At 53.2% G+C, this 17216-nt stretch carries 16 protein-coding genes and 1 pseudogene; 9 read left to right on the plus strand and 8 right to left on the minus strand.

Annotated features, from left to right (window positions below; genetic code table 11):
- Positions 1 to 68 precede the first annotated feature (68 nt).
- The 3 genes from BUB13_RS02720 (at position 69) to hflC (ending at position 3309) form a co-directional block, all read left to right on the plus strand.
- Positions 69 to 1244, plus strand: a complete 1176-nt coding sequence (locus BUB13_RS02720) for a TraB/GumN family protein (RefSeq protein ID WP_072905270.1) — start codon at positions 69 to 71, stop codon at positions 1242 to 1244.
- A gap of 107 nt (positions 1245 to 1351) precedes the next feature.
- A complete protein-coding gene (gene hflK / locus BUB13_RS02725) occupies positions 1352 to 2380 on the plus strand; it encodes an FtsH protease activity modulator HflK (RefSeq protein ID WP_072905272.1) in 1029 nt (342 codons plus the stop codon).
- The gene (gene hflC, locus BUB13_RS02730; RefSeq protein WP_072905274.1) at positions 2377 to 3309 is read left to right on the plus strand and encodes a protease modulator HflC; all 933 of its coding nucleotides are present in this window, start codon (positions 2377 to 2379) and stop codon (positions 3307 to 3309) included. Before hflK ends, hflC begins: the two co-directional genes overlap by 4 nt.
- Before the next feature lie 54 nt (positions 3310 to 3363).
- On the opposite strand, the gene BUB13_RS02735 is transcribed toward hflC, so the two are convergent.
- Positions 3364 to 3810 (minus strand): phosphate-starvation-inducible PsiE family protein, encoded by a 447-nt coding sequence (locus BUB13_RS02735; protein ID WP_072905276.1) that lies wholly within the window; start codon positions 3808 to 3810, stop codon positions 3364 to 3366.
- 138 nt (positions 3811 to 3948) lie between these two features.
- Between BUB13_RS02735 and BUB13_RS02740 the strand changes: the two genes are divergently transcribed.
- From BUB13_RS02740 to BUB13_RS02760, 5 genes are all read left to right on the plus strand, one after another.
- Positions 3949 to 4686 (plus strand): rhomboid family intramembrane serine protease, encoded by a 738-nt coding sequence (locus BUB13_RS02740; RefSeq protein ID WP_072905278.1) that lies wholly within the window; start codon positions 3949 to 3951, stop codon positions 4684 to 4686.
- Positions 4686 to 5174 carry an aminoacyl-tRNA deacylase gene (locus BUB13_RS02745; RefSeq protein WP_072905280.1) on the plus strand — a complete coding sequence of 163 codons (489 nt, stop codon included), beginning with the start codon at positions 4686 to 4688 and terminating at the stop codon, positions 5172 to 5174. The genes BUB13_RS02740 and BUB13_RS02745 overlap by 1 nt, the downstream gene beginning before the upstream one ends.
- Positions 5175 to 5202: 28 nt before the next feature.
- Positions 5203 to 6033 (plus strand): SIR2 family NAD-dependent protein deacylase, encoded by an 831-nt coding sequence (locus tag BUB13_RS02750; protein WP_072905282.1) that lies wholly within the window; start codon positions 5203 to 5205, stop codon positions 6031 to 6033.
- A gap of 269 nt (positions 6034 to 6302) precedes the next feature.
- Positions 6303 to 7274: an SPFH domain-containing protein gene (locus tag BUB13_RS02755; protein WP_072905284.1), complete on the plus strand. Its 972-nt coding sequence runs from the start codon at positions 6303 to 6305 to the stop codon at positions 7272 to 7274.
- A complete protein-coding gene (locus BUB13_RS02760) occupies positions 7258 to 10584 on the plus strand; it encodes an AAA family ATPase (protein ID WP_072905286.1) in 3327 nt (1108 codons plus the stop codon). The genes BUB13_RS02755 and BUB13_RS02760 overlap by 17 nt, the downstream gene beginning before the upstream one ends.
- Here the strand turns inward: BUB13_RS02760 and BUB13_RS19465 are convergent.
- Positions 10560 to 11114: a carboxymuconolactone decarboxylase family protein gene (locus BUB13_RS19465; RefSeq protein ID WP_084091684.1), complete on the minus strand. Its 555-nt coding sequence runs from the start codon at positions 11112 to 11114 to the stop codon at positions 10560 to 10562. The genes BUB13_RS02760 and BUB13_RS19465 overlap by 25 nt on opposite strands.
- Positions 11115 to 11294: 180 nt before the next feature.
- Here BUB13_RS19465 and BUB13_RS02770 point away from each other — a divergent pair, with 180 nt between their 5' ends.
- A complete protein-coding gene (locus BUB13_RS02770; protein WP_072905288.1) occupies positions 11295 to 12137 on the plus strand; it encodes a response regulator in 843 nt (280 codons plus the stop codon).
- Here BUB13_RS02770 and BUB13_RS02775 read toward each other — a convergent pair.
- The 6 genes and pseudogenes from BUB13_RS02775 to fusA all read right to left on the minus strand — a co-directional run.
- Entirely contained in the window at positions 12134 to 13324 is a 1191-nt protein-coding gene (locus BUB13_RS02775) for a M24 family metallopeptidase (RefSeq protein WP_072905290.1), read from the minus strand. The two genes, BUB13_RS02770 and BUB13_RS02775, sit on opposite strands and share 4 nt — an antisense overlap.
- Before the next feature lie 295 nt (positions 13325 to 13619).
- Complete coding sequence (locus tag BUB13_RS02785; protein ID WP_072905294.1) at positions 13620 to 14333, minus strand: TIGR02266 family protein; 714 nt, start codon at positions 14331 to 14333, stop codon at positions 13620 to 13622.
- A 93-nt stretch (positions 14334 to 14426) separates the two neighbouring features.
- Positions 14427 to 14933: a MogA/MoaB family molybdenum cofactor biosynthesis protein gene (locus BUB13_RS02790; protein ID WP_072905376.1), complete on the minus strand. Its 507-nt coding sequence runs from the start codon at positions 14931 to 14933 to the stop codon at positions 14427 to 14429.
- Between the two features lie 16 nt (positions 14934 to 14949).
- Entirely contained in the window at positions 14950 to 15939 is a 990-nt protein-coding gene (locus tag BUB13_RS02795) for a hypothetical protein (protein ID WP_072905296.1), read from the minus strand.
- Positions 15940 to 16009: 70 nt separating this feature from the next.
- A complete protein-coding gene (locus tag BUB13_RS02800) occupies positions 16010 to 16927 on the minus strand; it encodes an SPOR domain-containing protein (protein WP_072905298.1) in 918 nt (305 codons plus the stop codon).
- A gap of 66 nt (positions 16928 to 16993) precedes the next feature.
- Positions 16994 to 17216, minus strand: a pseudogene (fusA, locus tag BUB13_RS02805) (elongation factor G); the annotation flags it as partial.

Consider the following 17216-nt stretch of genomic DNA (forward strand, 5'->3'; position numbering starts at 1 on the left):
GCGTCCCGCAAAACCCTATGCTAAACTTGCGCGCTGTAAAAATCACTCTACTGGAGGGATATCCCCGGATGCCGGATAAACAGAACGATTACACAAAACTCTATGTCGATGATAAGGAAATTATCCTGATCGGCACGGCCCATATTTCCCAAGAATCGGTCGACACCGTTATAGGTACCATCGACGAGTACCTGCCCGATGCAGTCTGTGTTGAACTCGACCACCAGCGCTACCAAGCGTTGATCAACCAAAAAGGTTGGGAAAACCTCGACCTGAAAGACGTCATCAAAAAGAAACAGCTGCCCTTTCTGCTGGCGAACCTGGCGCTCTCTTCCTACCAGAAACGAATGGGCCTGCAGACCGGTGTCAAACCAGGGGCTGAGCTGGCAGCGGCAGCGCAGACCGCCGAAGAACGAGGCATGGAAGTAGAACTGGTCGATCGTAACATCCGCACCACCTTGCTGCGGGTCTGGCGCAAAACCGGCCTTTGGAACAAGATGAAGGTGATGGCGGCGCTGCTCGGCAGCATCTTCGAGAAGCAGGAATTGGATGAAGCGGAGCTAGCCAAGCTGCGCGAAAGTGATACCCTCTCCAGCATGCTGGATGAAATGGGCAAGCTGCTGCCATCGGTCAAACAGATCCTCGTCGACGAACGAGACGAGCACATGGCTTTTTGCATCCGCAACGCTCCCGGCGAAAAGGTTCTTGCCGTTGTCGGTGCGGCTCACCTGCCTGGAATTGTCCGTCACCTGCAGGGCGAGGAGATTGAGCCGGAGAGGATCGAAGAGATCACAACCATTCCAGAAAAAACCGCAGTATCGAAGATGATCCCATGGCTGATCCCAAGTATTGTCATTGTTCTCTTTATCGGCGGCTTCTTTTTCGGCAACCGGGATCAACTGGCCGACGTTGCCACTGCCTGGGTGCTGGCCAACGGGCTGCTCTCAGCAATCGGTGCGCTCATCGCCTGGGGGCACCCGATCACCATTATCAGTGCATTTGTTGCCGCCCCGCTGACCTCGCTTAACCCGACCATCGGCGCCGGCTTCGTGACCGGTTTCGTGCAGGCGATTGTCGCCCCACCAACGGTCCGCGACATGGAGCATGTCGGCGACGATCTGGTGACACTGAAAGGCTGGTGGCATAACCGGCTGGCGCGCGTGCTGCTGGTATTCCTGTTTTCGTCCATTGGCTCCGCCCTTGGGACATTTGTCGCTTTAGGCTGGCTGAAGAACCTGTTTTAGACCAGCTGCTATTTCGCCTGCAGGCAAATCTGTTATATGCTTAATTGACAACACAACGCCGACTTGCACTTGGCAGCACCATCAACTTCATACCGAAAGAGGTTAAGATGCAGGATTGGGGACAAGGACCATCTCCCGATGATCTGGAAAAGAAGGTCATCGAAATCACAGACCAGATCAAAAAAAAGTTTAACCCGCAACGCGGCTTCCTACCGGTCGTAATCATCATCTTTTTGCTTGTGATTGGCGGCTACAGCAGCTTTTATGAAGTCGATACCGAGGAGACCGGTGTCGTACTCCGTTTCGGCGAGTTCGCTGGATTCTCCGATCCGGGGCTGCATTTCAAACTCCCCTTCGGCATTGAGCAGGTCTACCTGGTACAGACCGGGCGCGTGCTGAAGGAAGAGTTCGGCTACCGCACCGTCACCCCCGGAGTTCGCTCCAGCTTCAGTAAGCGCGGTTTGGAAGAAGAATCACTGACCCTCACCGGCGACCTGAACGTTTCTGACGTCGAATGGATCGTGCAGTTCCAGATTTCCGATCCCTTCAAATACATCTTCAAGATTCAGGACCCGGTCGGCACCATCCGCGACATCTGCGAAGCGATGGTACGCAAAGCGATCGGTAACGCCAACGTCACCCAGGTCCTGACCACCGAGCGTGCAGCGCTGGCCGGGGAGATTGAGGTGGATCTTCAAAACACACTGAACCAATACGATATCGGCGTACGTATCGTCACCGTCAAATTTCAGGATGTCACTCCGCCCGATCCGGTCAAAGATGCCTTTAACGAGGTTAACGAGGCTGAGCAGCAAAAAGAGAGTCTGATTTTCCAGGCCCGTGAGCAATTCAACCGCGAAGTACCACGTGCCCGCGGTGAAGCAAAACGCGCCCTGCAGGAAGCGGAAGGTTACGCCGTTGAGCGGATCAACAAGGCTCAGGGTGAGACCAACCGCTTCATCGCACTGCTCACAGAGTATAAAAAAGCGCCCGAGGTCACTCGCCGTCGCATCCACCTGGAAACCATGGAAGAAATCCTACCGAGACTGGAGGAGACTTACATCATGGACGATAAAAACGGCGGGCTGCTGCCGCTGCTTCCCTTGCGAAAAGCGATGGAAGGAGGCGTGAAATGAAAAAAACACCATTTCTGGTCTTTCTGATTTTTGCCGCCGTCCTCCTCGGCCGCGGCGGGCTCTATGTCGTTAACGAAGCTGAACAGGCAATTGTCACCCAGTTCGGTAAACCTGTCGGTGATGTCATTTATCCAGGTCTGCATTTTAAAATTCCTTTCGTGCAGAAAGTCATCCGCTTCGAACGGCGTATCCTTAAATGGGACGGCGACCCGAATCAGATTCCGACCAAAGACAAAAAATTCATCTGGGTCGATACTACTGCTCGCTGGCGGATCAAAGACCCATTGCTGTTCTACACCAGCGTCGCTACCGAACGGGGCGCGCAAAGTCGCCTTGATGACATCATCGACTCGGTGGTGCGCGATGCAGTATCTGGCCGTCTGCTAGTCGAATTGGTGCGCGGCAAAGACTACAAAGCCCAAGAGGGCAATGTTGAAAAGTTCGAGGTTGACGGTGTCACCATCCCGGCAGACCAGCTGGTCGGCCGCGAAGATATCCTGACCGGAATTTTGGAAAAAGCTCGCGCCAGCACTCCTGAGTACGGCATCGAACTGATAGACGTGCAGATCAAACGGATCAATTACGTCGAGCAGGTTCGTACCCGAGTTTACGAGCGGATGATCAACGAGCGGAAAAAAGTTGCCGCCCAGTATCGCTCCGAGGGTGAAGGCGAAAAAGCTGAAATTCTCGGTCAGATGCAACGCGAGCTAAAGGAAATCAGTTCTGGCGCCTACCGTAAAGTATTAGAAGTCCGCGGTGCCGCAGACGCTGAAGCTGCTGCGATTTACGCCAATGCCTACAATCAGGACAAGGAATTCTACGCTTTCCTGCGTACTTTGGAATCGTACAAAAAGTCGATTCAGAAAAATGGCAAACTGGTTATTTCGACCGACTCCGACTACTACAAGTACCTGAAAAAAGCGCAATAGAAAACAACCCTCCCCGCAAAGGGCCCGCCCATACGGGCCCTTTGCTTTTTCAGGTCAATGTTCTTTGGATGCTTTTCCTTCCAGTTCATCCTTGCGTACGACCCAGTAAGCGACCGTCGCCGCCAGTACCAGAGCAGCCAGACCGAACAACGAAGCCCAGTCTTCCTTGTGATAATCGACCAGCACCATCTTCCGTGCCAGTGCCAACAAAGCCACCAGAATAACCGCACGCACTTTGACGATCGGCGTACCGCTGGAAATTTCCGGCAACACCGTATGATTGAATTCCAACGCGATCAGTACCGTCATGAAAGCTCCGAACACTGTCACGAACTGATCATGCCCAAACTTGTGTACTCCTGCCCCAATGCTGTGAAACAGCTCGTAGCCGGCATGAGTCAGGGTCAAAACAACCGAAACAGCAACCAGCAAAGTCAACACGGCAACAGTCAGCAGCTCGAACCATTGATAGCCTTTGGTCCCAAAAAGCAATCGCTTCATTATGTCTCCTTTTAAATAGAATCATCGAGCGGGCTGATTATGCCACAAATTTCTGCCGACATAATCTTGCCGGAAGATTTTTTCTGCGTTAATTTATCAATTATCTCTTCTTTCCAGTTCAGCCACAGGAGCCACAACTTGAACGCCTACCAACGTCAAAATTTTTTCATCACCCGCTCATTGCGCGGTCACTCGCTGGTACAAATCCTCATCTACGCCAACCTGGCCATGTTTACCCTGATGGTTTTGCACGGCACAGTGCTTGGATACGGCATGACCCTGTTCCTCAATCCCCCTATCGAGCTCCTCGCCAACTGGGGTGGACAATTCTGGCCCTGGGCGCTAAATGGTGAGCTGTGGCGCTGCATATCTTACGCCTACATGCACGGTGGCATTATTCACCTTGGATTCAATATGGTTGTCCTCTACCAGATCGGACCGCTGATCGAGTCGGAGGTGGGCTGGCAACGCTTTTTTGTCATCTACACGATTACCGCAATTTTTGCCACCCTGGCAGGACTGATCATCCACCCACGGGTTGTCGTCGTCGGCGCTTCCGGCGCCCTGTTCGGCATTTTCGGTTTTGCAGTCAGTTACTACCATCGCGTCGGTGGCAGCATCGGCATTCAACGCCGCAACTTTCTTTTTCAGTGGATTGTCATCGCCCTGGTTTTCGGATTCGTCATCGGCGCCGACAATGCAGCTCACATCGGTGGGCTGGTCAGTGGTGCTGCCTTCGGCTGGCTAATTCCGACCACGATCCGTTCCCAGCGCAAAACTGACTCGTTTTTCAATGGACTGGCCTGGCTGTTGATTGCGACGACGGTTCTAAGCCTTCTACTGGTAATCATCACTCTCGCTCTCAGGGTATTCTGATGGCAAAATCGAGAGACAAAATACCGGCGACGCAGGCAATCAGGGAGTTGAAAAAACATAAAGTCAAGTTCGTCCCTCGTCTCTACAACTACGAGGAAAAGGGCGGCACGAAAGTCAGTGCCCGCGAATTGGGTGTTGATGAATACAGCGTGATAAAAACACTTGTGATGGAAGACGAGAAAGGTCAACCGCTGATTATCCTGATGCACGGCAGTTGTGAAGTTTCTCAAAAGCACCTGGCGCGGCAGTTGAAAGTGAAACAGATCTCCCCCTGCTCGGCGGAAAAAGCTGATCGGCTGACCGGCTACCAGACTGGCGGCATCTCCCCCTTCGGCACAAAACAGCAGTTGCCGGTCTACGTTGAAGAGTCGATCCTGTCGCTGGAATCGCTCTGCATCAACGGTGGTAAACGCGGCCTGCTGGTCGAAATCGATCCACAGGTGCTGGTGAAAATTCTCAACCCGACTCCGGTCAGTGTTGCCATTTGAGTCATAAAACAACAAACAGGAGGCCCTGATGTCCGACGCCCCATTTACCGAAGCAGCCGAAGCGATCAGCAACGCAACCGCCATGGTGATCACTGCCGGAGCTGGAATGGGGGTTGATTCGGGCCTCCCCGATTTTCGCGGTAACCAGGGTTTCTGGAATGCCTACCCGATGTACGAAAGACTGGGGTTGAGCTTTGTTCAGGCCGCCAACCCTGAACATTTCGAACGCGATCCACTCTTCGGTTGGGGTTTTTATGGCCACCGCACCAACCTTTACCGTGCTACGGTGCCACACCGTGGTTTTCACATTCTGCAGGACTGGATCAAAGAGTTCGATCTCGATCATTTTGTCGTCACATCGAATGTCGATGGCCAGTTCCAGAAAGCCGGATACGCGGAAAACCGCATCCTTGAAGTCCACGGCTCAATCCATCATTTGCAATGCACTGTCCCCTGCTGCAGAGATATCTGGCCTAACAACGAGACGATAAGCATCGATGAGTCGGTCATGCGCGCAGAAAGTGCGCCTGAGTGCCCTCGCTGCAGGCGCGTGGCCCGCCCCAATATCCTGATGTTCGGCGATTACTCCTGGCTGCATCAACGTACTTCCGATCAAGAGGACAACTTTGACGCGTTTCTGCAGAAAAACAGCGACGGCAAATTGGTCGTCATCGAAATGGGAGCAGGTTCCGCCGTCCCGACCATTCGCAATTTAAGCGAGCGACTCGGACACAGCAACCAGACGACCGTCATCCGCATCAACCCGAGAGAACCACAGATAGGTGCTCCTCACTTTTCTTTTTCCTGTGGAGCCGTTAAAGCCCTCAGTGGCATAGATGACATTTTCGCCAGCCTATAAAACAATGTTTAGTTTTTTCAAATATTCTTCATGGTCTGCAAAAGCACACTTGTACATCAGTTTTTAAATGGCATATCCAATAAAAACTTTGAAAACTTCAAAAGCTTAGCTTTCAGCAATTTGCACGGCGAACAAGCCCAAAAGAAAATAGTAAAACACCTTTCTATTTTAATCTGGATTTCATCTCGATTCCTGCTATCATTAGAAACCTGCCCTGAAACCGCAAAACTGACGGCACTACGAACGCCCTGCGCCATAGGAGGCTAGTTGTGACCCAGGAAGCCCAATCGAGCATGCTGCACCGCGCCCGTCTGAAAGCACTTTTCAAGCGGATCATCGTGACGATTTTTATCTTCGTTCTCTGCTACAGCGCTATCGCCATGGTTTACGCCAGCAAAACCTTTTACAAAGTTCGGCAAAATTATGCCTTTATCCTCGAGACACTGAGCGGCGAACGGAAAGCGGTCAGCCGTGTCGGTTGGCATATCCGCCTGCCGATCTTCACCAAACTGGAGCTTGAAGTGCCATTGATGAACCAGGAGCTGCACCTCGGCAATTCGATCGAACCGAAAAGGATCATGTCGAGGGGAAACGTTGCTCTCTGGACCAGTGCCATGCTCACCTACCGGATTCGCGATCTGCACCGCTGGGGGATTGAAAATCGCTCCCCCCTAACCCTGCTGCAGACCGATTTTGACGGCATTGTGAAAGACGTGATGCAGGGAGAAACTATCAACGAACTGATTTCCGACCGGGTACGGATAAAGGAACAAATCTACCGCACCCTGAAAGATACCCCGATCAACGAAGGCGGCCTGACCCTGGAAGAGAAATACGGCATCGAGGTGATATCTTTTGTCCTGCGCGATACCCGCTACGGTGAAAAGCTGGCCGCTGCCAGTGAGGAGAAGAAACGCCGTGAACTGATTGCTGAAGCGGAAAACTATGCCGCCGACCTCGAAGCAAGCCGAACCCGCAAGCTTTACGCCGCCTACAGTGAATCGATCCAGCAGATGCGCCAGTCGCTCGGCATCAGCAGCGCAAACGACCCGTCACTCTTTGATTTTCTCAATCAGCAGAAGTGGGCGGCCGCGTACGAGAAAAATCAACAAGGGCAAAACACTTTCGTCCTTAACAACACTGCGACGGCAGTTCCTGTGACCTTACCATCGGCGGTCACCTCGATGCCGCAAGCGGCGGAAGAAGACCCCAGAGGACTTCCTTATGCCCCAAAGCCGTAAAACCAGAGCACCGATCTACGTCAGCCTGTCGGAAGAACGGATCAGGCAGATTGAAGCGCTGGTCTCCAGCTGGAGCAACGAAACCCGCCGTTTTGTGTTGAGGCGCTTGCACCAGTATACGCCATCCCGCTCGCTGGCCAAACGCCTGTTCCTGTTTCTGCGCAATCTGGTCAACGAACAGGAGCGCGAATTCGACCTGCTGCAGGACCCCGCCAAACTGAACGACTGGCACAACCGCTTCGAGGCAGCCGGTTCGCAGGATGCAACCGCAGCCTGGAACAGAATTCTTTCCAGGGAGCTGGATCAGCAAGACCACCAGTACCTGACCTACCTGCTGGAAAAAGAGACCATCGACACCTTTGTCCCGCACTCGCTAGCAGAAACCTTTGACAAGCTCTATCACGCCTTCATCATGAAGGAATATTCCGATGATCCGGAAGTGCCGCGCGCACCGCTGGTGCTGGTAATCGGCAATTCCGGCAGCGGAAAAAGCGCGACCATCAAACAGGCGATCGAAGAAACATTCTTCTCTTCCGAAGTCACGCCGGTGGTCGATCTGAAAGCGAAAAAAGATGAAGTGATGGCCAATCAGCCGTTCTGGCGCAGCCTGGCTGAGGTCGACCCTGAACTTGCAGTGCGTATCGAGCACCGCCGGAAAAGAGCAACCCTGCGCCTGCTGTCACGCCTGCCACTGATCCGTTATATCTTTCGCAACCGTATCAGCGCAGCCCTGTCGACCCTGGACGAAGAAGGTGTACGGGTCGATTATGCCATGATCACTCCCAACGACTATCAGACAGCGCTGGCCGGCGAACCGGGCAACTACCTGCGTAAAGCGATGGGACATCCGCGACGACTCTGCCTGCGCCACATGGAGGAAGCCCACTCCGCGTTCGGCGTGCCGGACGAACGCAGCTCGGTCAAATCACAGCAATCGACACTGGTCGACACGGCCAACATCATCCTCGACGAAATCGCTCATGGCCGCCGCGACTGCATCCTGATCGCCACCACAGATCAACCGGAACAGCTCGACCCGGCAATCTATCGACGCTTTGTTGAACGTGGCCTGATCATCGATGTCAACGACATCTGGGAAGATCCGGCCAATCTGCGCGAAGTCGTCTGCCTGGAACTGCGCCGAAAAAACCACCCGAAAGATCCAACCGAGCCGCGCCCACCGCACCTGCCAGAAGAAGCCCTCGACCGTGCAGTGGAAAAGCTCTACCCGATTTTCCATCAACGCAGTTTGCGGATTACGCCGGCTTACGTACGTCGCCTGGTCGACTCCCTGATCACGATCAAAGGCAACTTCCAACCGAAATATCTGGATGACCAGCTGCTGGTACGTGACGCATTGAAGGCGGTCGCGCGCAATGTTCACGGTTCGATCTACAACAAGGTGGTCGCGCAGATGGACCGTGGCATTGCCTGGAAAGAGTACATCGGCGGAATCAAGAACGAATTTTCAGAAATGGCCAACAATGCCCTGTTCTACAACATCAACGACGAAAAAGGGGTTGTGCTGACCGGCCCTCCAGGTTCAGGGAAAACTTTCATGGTTCGCGCCTGGCTGGGAGACAACCACGATGTGCAGGATATCTGCGCAAACCTGACCGACCTGACCGATGTTAACAACCCGTTGGAAGGGATGGTCGCCAACCTGGAGCGGATTTACGACATCGCCAAAATGATTTCCCCGGCGATGGTTTTCTTCGATGAAGGCGACGCAGTGGCGCCACGCCGTTCACAACAGGGGGGCAGCCCTTACGACAAGATCACCAACAAGTTCCTCTCGATCATCGATGGAGAAACGCCCCTGCACCGGGTTTTCACTGTGCTCACCACGAACCGGCTCGACATCATCGATCCGGCTCTGATCCGTTCGAAACGACTTAAGGTGCTCAACGTCACCGGGCATCTGCGCGAAGACGACTGTGCCGACATCGTTGCCCAGGAACTGGAGGGGATCCCGCTGGAGGAAAATCTCACGGCAGAGGAGATCACCCGCCAGGCAAACGCCCTGTGCGAAACCCCCGCCGACTACACCGCCTATGCTGAAAAAGTGCGGTCACTGCGCACTACCGAATTGGAAGTCATCCACAAAGCAAAAGAGATTAGTGCTTTCAGCAGCGAAGAAAAGGCTCGTTTTGTGCGCTTTAACTACAAAATCCTGCTCGGCCTGCTGGAAGGGATGATTCCCGACTCCAGCCTGACGACAAGTGCCCGACGGGGGGAAGAGGAGCTGCTCGAACGACTGGATGAAGTGGTCGCCAAGCTGACGGAAATCGAGGATGACAACGACTTCCCGATCACCCGCTGGCACCTGCAGAACGCGCTGCAACAGCTGGCCAACAGTCCTCTTCGCAAAGGCAAACAGCAGCTTGATGAATTTCTCGAAACCGAACTTTCGGAAGAGCCCCAGGTCGGCTTTGTCGTTGGTGTCGGCGCCAACGATGTCAACGGCGTCATCCTGCCGATCGCATCGGCGCTGGTCTATCGCATGTTCCCGGAAAAAATCGTCGTCACCGGTGCAGTCTCTTCCAATACAGCCGCCAGTGCGGAGATGGATCTGGCAGTGCAGATGACCCATCAGAGTTCGCGTGAAGCGATGACTCTGGTGGAAAGCTATCTGCAGTCACTGCTGCCGGAGGTCAACATCTCACGCCTGCTGGGTGAATTCCTCGACGGTTACTCTGTACATCATCAGATGCTCTCGGCTTCCTACAACGTCGGCGGGCCATCGGCCGGTTTCGCCCTGGCAATCAACACCCTGTCGGTACTGGTCAACCTGCCGGTACTGAACGATTTCGGCATCACTGGCGCCCCTTGGATAAAAGGTTCGCGGCGTGGCGAAATCGGCGCCTCCGTGATCATCGGTGGTCACCACAAAAAGACGGAAAAAGTGCTGCAGTACCTGCAACGGATGTATATGCCGGTTAAGAATTACTACGACATGGGCAACGAGGTATTGGCGTCCTATCGCTCTATTGGCAAAGACGTGGTCGCGGTCTCCAGCTTCTCGTCACTGGTGCCGGAAGTTTTCTACATCGACGATAATTTCCGCCAGCGACAGAACGAATTTTTCCAGCAACGCCTAAGGTTGGAATCAGGCATAAACGAGAAGGATCGTGAGCAGCTTGAACGGGAAAACCGTGTACTGCTGGCTGAACTGCGTAAGCAGATGGAAGACGAAGTCCGCGCCAGGCTGAAGGCAATCGAGCGGCACATGTGCAACAACGAAAGCCAGTACGAGAGCCTGGAGCGGATCTTCACTCGCAATCATCAGTCTTCAGGCAACGCAATCTGACTGAACCCCTGAGCCGGCAAACCAAGAGCACTGTTGAACTTGCTCGACAGGTTCTGAAAACCGATCAATCCGGTCAGCTCGACGATGCCATCATCGTCAAACCAGTTGCGCAAAGTAGCGACCATTTCGTCGCTGACCTGGCTTTCTGAGAGGGTCATCGCTTCGGTATACTCAAGCACCGCTTTTTCCTGATCGCTGAACAAGTCGCTCTGGCGCCAATATTCCAAAGCCTGAACTTTTTCCATCGAACCACATCGACGCGCCAGCACGGACGCGTTGATATCGGTTCAGAAATTACACCAGTTCAACTGCGACACCCGCACCGTGATCATCGAGCGCAATATCGGGTTGACCGGTGAGCTACGACGGTCAAGTACTCCATAAAGAGCCGCAACAGCGGCAAAGAGTTTCGGCTCACGCGCCCAAGCTAAAGCAGGTTTCAACAGTTGTCCGTATGTCCGCTTCTGTTTCCAGAAAAAAGGTTTCAGATACCAAGGGTACTGCTGATATTCTTTAAGTTTGATTCGCATCCGGCTCACCTCAGGTCAACAAAGGAGTTAAGAGTCACTGGAAGTTTAGCAGAGAGAGTAGCAGTTTTCCCGTCATCCTCTGCCAAGCCGAGAAAACAATTGCCTTTTTATTAACAATAATAAATAATATCTTGATAATTTCAGTTTGTTTTTCTGGAAGAACAAAGGAGCCTGAGGCCTATGGCGAGAAAAAGGCTGGGTGAAACTCTGGTCGGCATGGGGATTATAGACCAGGCAACGTTAGACAAAGCTCTGGCAATGCAGAAAGGCAGTAGCCGACGGCTCGGTCAGGTGCTGGAAGACATGGATGTCCTGCTCGAGGAGGACATTGCCCGCGCTCTGGCCAAACAGTTCGGCTTTCGCTATGCCAAAGGGCTCGCCCGATTCCGTTTCTCACCCGACGTTCTAAATCTCATCGATCCAGAAACCGTTCTTAGCAAATTGATTTTTCCGCTGAAAATCGACGGGAAAACCCTTCACCTGGCTATGGTCAACCCTCTTGATATCGAGCTTCAGGACGATATCGCCTTTAAAACCGGGCTGAATGTCGCTGCCTGCGTCACCTCACCGGAAGAGATCAAAGCCGGCCTGCGGACAAGCTACATGGTCGATGTGTCTGGCAAAGAGGAAAAAGACCGGCACTGGAGCGTACTGATAATCGACGACCAGGAGATCGTCCTCAACGCTGCCGAAGCGGCGCTGAAAAAAGAGGGCTACACCATCTACAAAGCCGAGAACGGCGCAGAAGGGTTAAAAACAGCCCTGCAGCTGCGTCCTCATGTTATCCTTACTGATGTTCTGATGCCCCGCATGGGCGGCATGGAATTCTTTCGAGTGCTGCGTAGCAACAGCAACATCGCCGATACTCCAGTGATCGCACTGTCGGCCAAAGCCACGCCGGAAGCGGAATACGAGCTGCTCGACATGGGCTTCTTCGACTTTGTTCCCAAACCGATCAACCCGATCCGGCTGGCAGCCCGGGTCAAGCGCGCCATGCGCGTTGTTTACTCTGCGGCACGTTAAAGTTCAAGCAAGGTCTCGTCGCTGTAGGTCAGCCGCTTGACCCCTTCCGCGGCAACACGCCAGCTATTCTCTACCCCCAGCGCGCCAAGCCCCGGGAAAACCACCTTCGGCTCGAAAGCGAAGGTCATATTCTCCTCCAGAGGGTGCTGATCAAAACCACGGGCAATAAAGGGACACTCGTCCAGTTCAATGCCAATACCATGGCCGATAAAGCTGACCTGCGCTCCTGAAGCTCCCATAAAATGATCTTTGTACCCCATATCGGTGGCTAACTGCAGGCACTGCTGGTAAACCGTTCCCCAGGCAACTCCCGGTTTGGCAACTTCACTCATTTTCTCCTGCACCTTCAGCATCGCCATATATGCTTCGCTGAGCTGATCGGGCAATTTCCCGATGGAAAAAGTGCGGGTCTGATCGACCATGTAGCCTTCATAAGCGATCACCAGGTCGAGAATAATCGGCTCTCCAGCAGCTATTTTCTTATAACTTGCACCCTGCCCGACAGCAGGATTCGGCCCCAGGCCACCAAGCGGCGTATCGGAATATGTCGGCACAGCGCCATCGGAGCCGGAAAAAAGATGGCCGAATCCAGCTTCGCCGTTGAAACCGCGAAAGCGGATCAGCCCCTGATGGCCTTCACCTTTTGCGTACTGCTCCAGTTCGGCCAGCACTTCCCAGTCGGTTCTGCCGACTGCTATCACGTCTTTTGCGCGCTGAAAAACTTTATCCATGATCAACGCACAATCTTTCATAATACTGATTTCGTAATCACTTTTGATTGCACGGACCTCTCTGACCAGCGGTGAGGCATCAACAATATCTGCCGGTGCCAGTAATTTCTGATAATGCTTGTACTGACGCACCGGCAGGACATCCAGTTCCATCGCGATCTTCTGCGGCAGAGCAATCCCCTGTTCGCGCAAAATAGCAAATAACTGCTTGCTGCTCGCCAGCGGCAGCACATGCTGCAGACCACATTCCATACGTGCCCGGCCAAAATCTTTACGCACCAGGTAAACCGGTTCCCCTTCAGCCGGCAGATAATAAAACCCCTGCTGAACCGATCCGGTGAAATAGAACAGGTCGCTGTTTTGAACCAGAAGCGCAGCATCCAGTTGGTGTTGTTGCAGTCGTTTTTGCAGGGATTTATAGCGAGTGGTCAACTCTGTCGCCGGAGTAAAACGCATGGAAGAAATCCTTTGAAAAAAGTGCTATTGGAATCGAAAAATGGAGATACCACAGACGTATGCAGAGGTCAAACAGGGCGGTCGAAAAAATTTCATTTCAGAGCATTTTCAGGTTGCTTTTTTCGCCAAAACTTCTCAACGATTTTTGCATGTTTTTTGGGCAAAGCGGAGACAATCACGCAACTCCGGACCCGAGAAAGCAGTACCGACAGTTTTTCACAAAGCTATCCACAGCAATTGTGTACAGAGATTTTCAGTCACTGAAAAAGCGCATAAAAGAGAGGGGAAATAGATCTCAGGCAGCCCCAGCCAGATAGCGTTCAACGACACCACGCTGTTCATGGTCAAGCCCTGAAAACTCAATCCCTATACCACTGGGCAAATGAGGCTGCTTCCGCCCCTGCTCTGACCGGTTCAACCAGGCGACACGACCCCGGCAGGTCAAACTTGTTCCTGCCGAAGGAAACTTGACTTTCAATGACAGAGGGGTATCGACAGGCAGAATTGCATCCGTTGCCAGAAACAAGCCACCGGGACTGAGATTAACCGTGTAGTTGGTTCCACGCTGCGTATCGTGGCTGAACTCTACTTGCAAGCGGGCATCCACCCGCCCCATCTGGCGATCCGCCAACTCAAGAAAAGTACGTGCTGCTGATAACAGTTGCTGACGGCGAACCGGCCGATGGATAACAGCATCACAGCCCGCCTGCCGGCAAAGAGACTCGGTGACGCTGTCACCGGAATCGACCACCATGATAACCGGGATCCGGCACAGGCTGTCATCCTGCTTCATCCAGCGGCAGATCTCATCACCACGTTTCTCAGCAACCTCCGTATCCATGAACACAAGATCCGGTCTGCGCTTAAGAACCAGCTGCATGATCTCCTGTGGGTTGACGGCCACGAGCAAGTCGAAACCTTCGCGGTGAAAAAAGGTCCTTTCCAACTCAAGGAAGAGTTCGACATCATCAACCAGCAGAATAGACCTGTTTTCTGATACTGTTTTCATTTCACGTTTCCATTTAGGTTAAGGCCGCAAGGCAACACAGAAATAATACCAGATGCAGGGAGCTCTCGTCAGCAGCTAATACTTTTTTCTTAGTTAACGAACCGGCTCAGCACAGTCTGAATCATCGCCGGCCAGTTTCGCCAGCGCATGCGGCAATGCCGGCAACAGAACCTCCAGGTTTTCTTTCACCCCCTTCGGGCTGCCAGGAAGGTTGACGATCAGGGTTTTCCCGCGGACACCGACAAGCGCCCGAGAAATCATGGCATGGGGTGTTTTCTGCATACTGGTGCTGCGCATAGCTTCCGCCATCCCCGGCACCTGATAATCGAGCACCTGCTCGGTTGCCTGCGGTGTGACATCGCGCTCGCTCAGGCCGGTACCACCTGTTGTCAAGATCAGATTCAGTTTCAACTCATCGGACCAGCTGGTCAGCAGCATGACGATTCTGCTCTCTTCGTCCGGCACAATCTGGTAGCGGGCGACGCTACCGAATGGAGCAATCATCTCGCCAATCAAACGACCGCTTTCGTCTTCCCGCTCACCGCGAGACCCTTTATCTGACAAGGTCAGTACCCCGATCCGAAAATTATGCTCCTGCATCATCATCCCTCTCTTGTCAGCGCTTTTTGCTCATCAGCATACGGCGCGCGTTATTAACAATCACTTGGGAAACGTTGCGACTTTTGGAAAGCTCTCTGATATCCTTTTCAGAAAGGAAATTCATAAAGCGCATCGCTTTCTGTACCGGCGTGCGTGGATGCTCAACCAGAGCCTTTTTCATATCGTACAGTTTCACCCAATCCTTATTGAGCAGGATAATTCGGATCAGCTCCTCACTTGATGTCCGGCTCTTGGCTACGGCGAGCACCTCGCCATCGGTAATCCGGGGATTCTTCAGAACCGCCGAACTGACCAGTTTATTGGACTCGCGGATCAGTAATGTACGCCACTCTTTGTCTCCGGTCAGCGCCATTTTGATTTTCTCGGCGACCACCATCTCCTGCAGCTGCTGATACTTGGAAAGGTCTTCCTTGTCCTCTTCTTCGTCCCCTTCCTCCTCGTTCTCTCCCTCTTTCGCCTCCTCCTTGGCTTTTGGTTCCGGTTTCGGTGCTGGTTCCGGTTCCGCCTCAGGCTCAACCCAGCCGAGACGCAGCTTCATGACTTTGTCGGCATGGGGGTTGTCTATGATCGCCTGACGCAGGTCGGCCGCCTTCGCCAGCAGCCTATCATTATGCGAAAGCATATCGAGAACATCGCCTGAGCTCTTCTTGGCGACGAAAAGATAGGTCCGGAGGCCAGTCATTGGATGCGAGAGGACTTTCTCCATCACAGCCGAATCACGGAAACGGCAACGAGCAATCAGATCAATGATGGAAAAATGCAGATCCCTGTTTTCAAGTGCAGAGAGAAGAATTTGTGCAGGGAGGGTCTTCAGGGTGCTCAGAGATTCTTTTTTCAGTTCTTCATTGTCGCCATGGTAGAAGATGAAGAGCACGGTGACTAGGTTGGGGCCGGACATCGGCAACGCACCACGAGCGGCGGCGAGACGCACACTGTGCCCGCCCCACTTACTCATGATCTTGGCCACTTCGGCCGGTATTTTCATTTGGACCTTTTCCGGCCCTTGTTGTTTCTCTGTCACGGCAATCCGTTCTCGCCCCAAAACGGCATTGATCTTATTTGCTCACCACCACAGCTTTAAAACCGGCATCGGTCAGTTTGGCTGCTATTTTTCGAGCCTGTGCCTGAACGGCCTCACCGACGATAAACATTTTACCATTCATTTCGATGTCACTGGCAACAGTCGTGACATTCAAGCCCTTTTTCAGCAAAAACTTCTGATATTCTTCGGCCCTCTTTTGATCACTGAAGGAACCAACATAAATTGCCAAGTTGCCGCCTTCCGGCAGCAAAAAAGCATCCCCTGCCAGCATCTTCACTTGAGGCAGCTTGGCTCGTGCTTCATCCGCTGGATAGCGCCCTTCCAATAAACGGTACATAGTCACGCTACCACGGCCATCGATCTTTTCACTCTGATAGCCAAGCTTCCGTAACTTTTCTTCAGCCCTTTTCGTATCGTTAACATACAGGAAAGGACCGACATGGACCCGGTACAGAGGACCGGCGACCACAGCTTTTTCCTGAGGTTTTTCAGTGGCAGGTTTTGTCGCTACAACCGGCTTAGCAACGGGCTCAGGTTTCGCTTCCTTTTTCGGCTCTTTTGCCGCTGCAGGCTGTTTCTCAACCGAGACAACCTCAACAGCAGCCACAGCCGGGACATCAACGACCTCTTCTTCAACTTTGTCGATACTGTAGCGCTTCGGCCCGTCCCCACTCAACTGAGGAGTTCGACTGCTGACATTGCTCTGCACTAGGAAATAGGCCCCGCCAATCAGGGCGACTAGCAGCAACAGTCCAAGCAGCAAAGCAGCATTTCCCGAACGTTGTTGTTTCTGCACAGCGCGGATTTCCCCGCTGCCGACACCATCCCCGGCAATATCCCCGTTTTCGGCAATATTTGATGCTGTTTCCTCCGGGGTCTCTGCAGTTGTCTTTTCAACATTTTCCGTCGACAGTTCGTCCCGATCCGCCATTCAATTTTTCTCCTGAACCGATAAAGCCGGGGGCGCCTGCAGGCGCCCCCGTTGATCTTTTTTATTTTAAGCGTCTTCCGCCATCTCCGCCAGAATCTTGGCAGTCTGATGCGAAGGAACTTCCTCGTACTTGCTGAACTCCATCGAGAACATCCCCCGGTCCGAAGTCATGGAACGCAGTTCCGGTGCGTAGCGCAGCACTTCAGCCATCGGCACTTCGGCGCGAATGATCTGGCTGTTTGCCTGTGGTTCAACACCGTTGACCTTGCCGCGGCGGGAGTTGAGATCA

The sequence above is a fragment of the Malonomonas rubra DSM 5091 genome (genome assembly GCF_900142125.1).
Classification (GTDB): Bacteria; Desulfobacterota; Desulfuromonadia; order Desulfuromonadales; family Geopsychrobacteraceae; genus Malonomonas; species Malonomonas rubra.

Excerpts from the sequence above, each read along its gene's own strand:
- BUB13_RS02720 (WP_072905270.1), top strand. The coding sequence starts at position 69 with ATGCCGGATAAACAGAACGATTACACAAAACTCTATGTCGATGATAAG.
- hflK (WP_072905272.1), top strand. The coding sequence starts at position 1,352 with ATGCAGGATTGGGGACAAGGACCATCTCCCGATGATCTGGAAAAGAAG.
- hflC (WP_072905274.1), top strand. The coding sequence starts at position 2,377 with ATGAAAAAAACACCATTTCTGGTCTTTCTGATTTTTGCCGCCGTCCTC.
- BUB13_RS02735 (WP_072905276.1), bottom strand. The coding sequence starts at position 3,810 with ATGAAGCGATTGCTTTTTGGGACCAAAGGCTATCAATGGTTCGAGCTG.
- BUB13_RS02745 (WP_072905280.1), top strand. The coding sequence starts at position 4,686 with ATGGCAAAATCGAGAGACAAAATACCGGCGACGCAGGCAATCAGGGAG.
- BUB13_RS02750 (WP_072905282.1), top strand. The coding sequence starts at position 5,203 with ATGTCCGACGCCCCATTTACCGAAGCAGCCGAAGCGATCAGCAACGCA.
- BUB13_RS02760 (WP_072905286.1), top strand. The coding sequence starts at position 7,258 with ATGCCCCAAAGCCGTAAAACCAGAGCACCGATCTACGTCAGCCTGTCG.
- BUB13_RS02770 (WP_072905288.1), top strand. The coding sequence starts at position 11,295 with ATGGCGAGAAAAAGGCTGGGTGAAACTCTGGTCGGCATGGGGATTATA.
- BUB13_RS02775 (WP_072905290.1), bottom strand. The coding sequence starts at position 13,324 with ATGCGTTTTACTCCGGCGACAGAGTTGACCACTCGCTATAAATCCCTG.
- BUB13_RS02785 (WP_072905294.1), bottom strand. The coding sequence starts at position 14,333 with ATGAAAACAGTATCAGAAAACAGGTCTATTCTGCTGGTTGATGATGTC.
- BUB13_RS02790 (WP_072905376.1), bottom strand. The coding sequence starts at position 14,933 with ATGCAGGAGCATAATTTTCGGATCGGGGTACTGACCTTGTCAGATAAA.
- BUB13_RS02795 (WP_072905296.1), bottom strand. The coding sequence starts at position 15,939 with ATGAAAATACCGGCCGAAGTGGCCAAGATCATGAGTAAGTGGGGCGGG.
- BUB13_RS02800 (WP_072905298.1), bottom strand. The coding sequence starts at position 16,927 with ATGGCGGATCGGGACGAACTGTCGACGGAAAATGTTGAAAAGACAACT.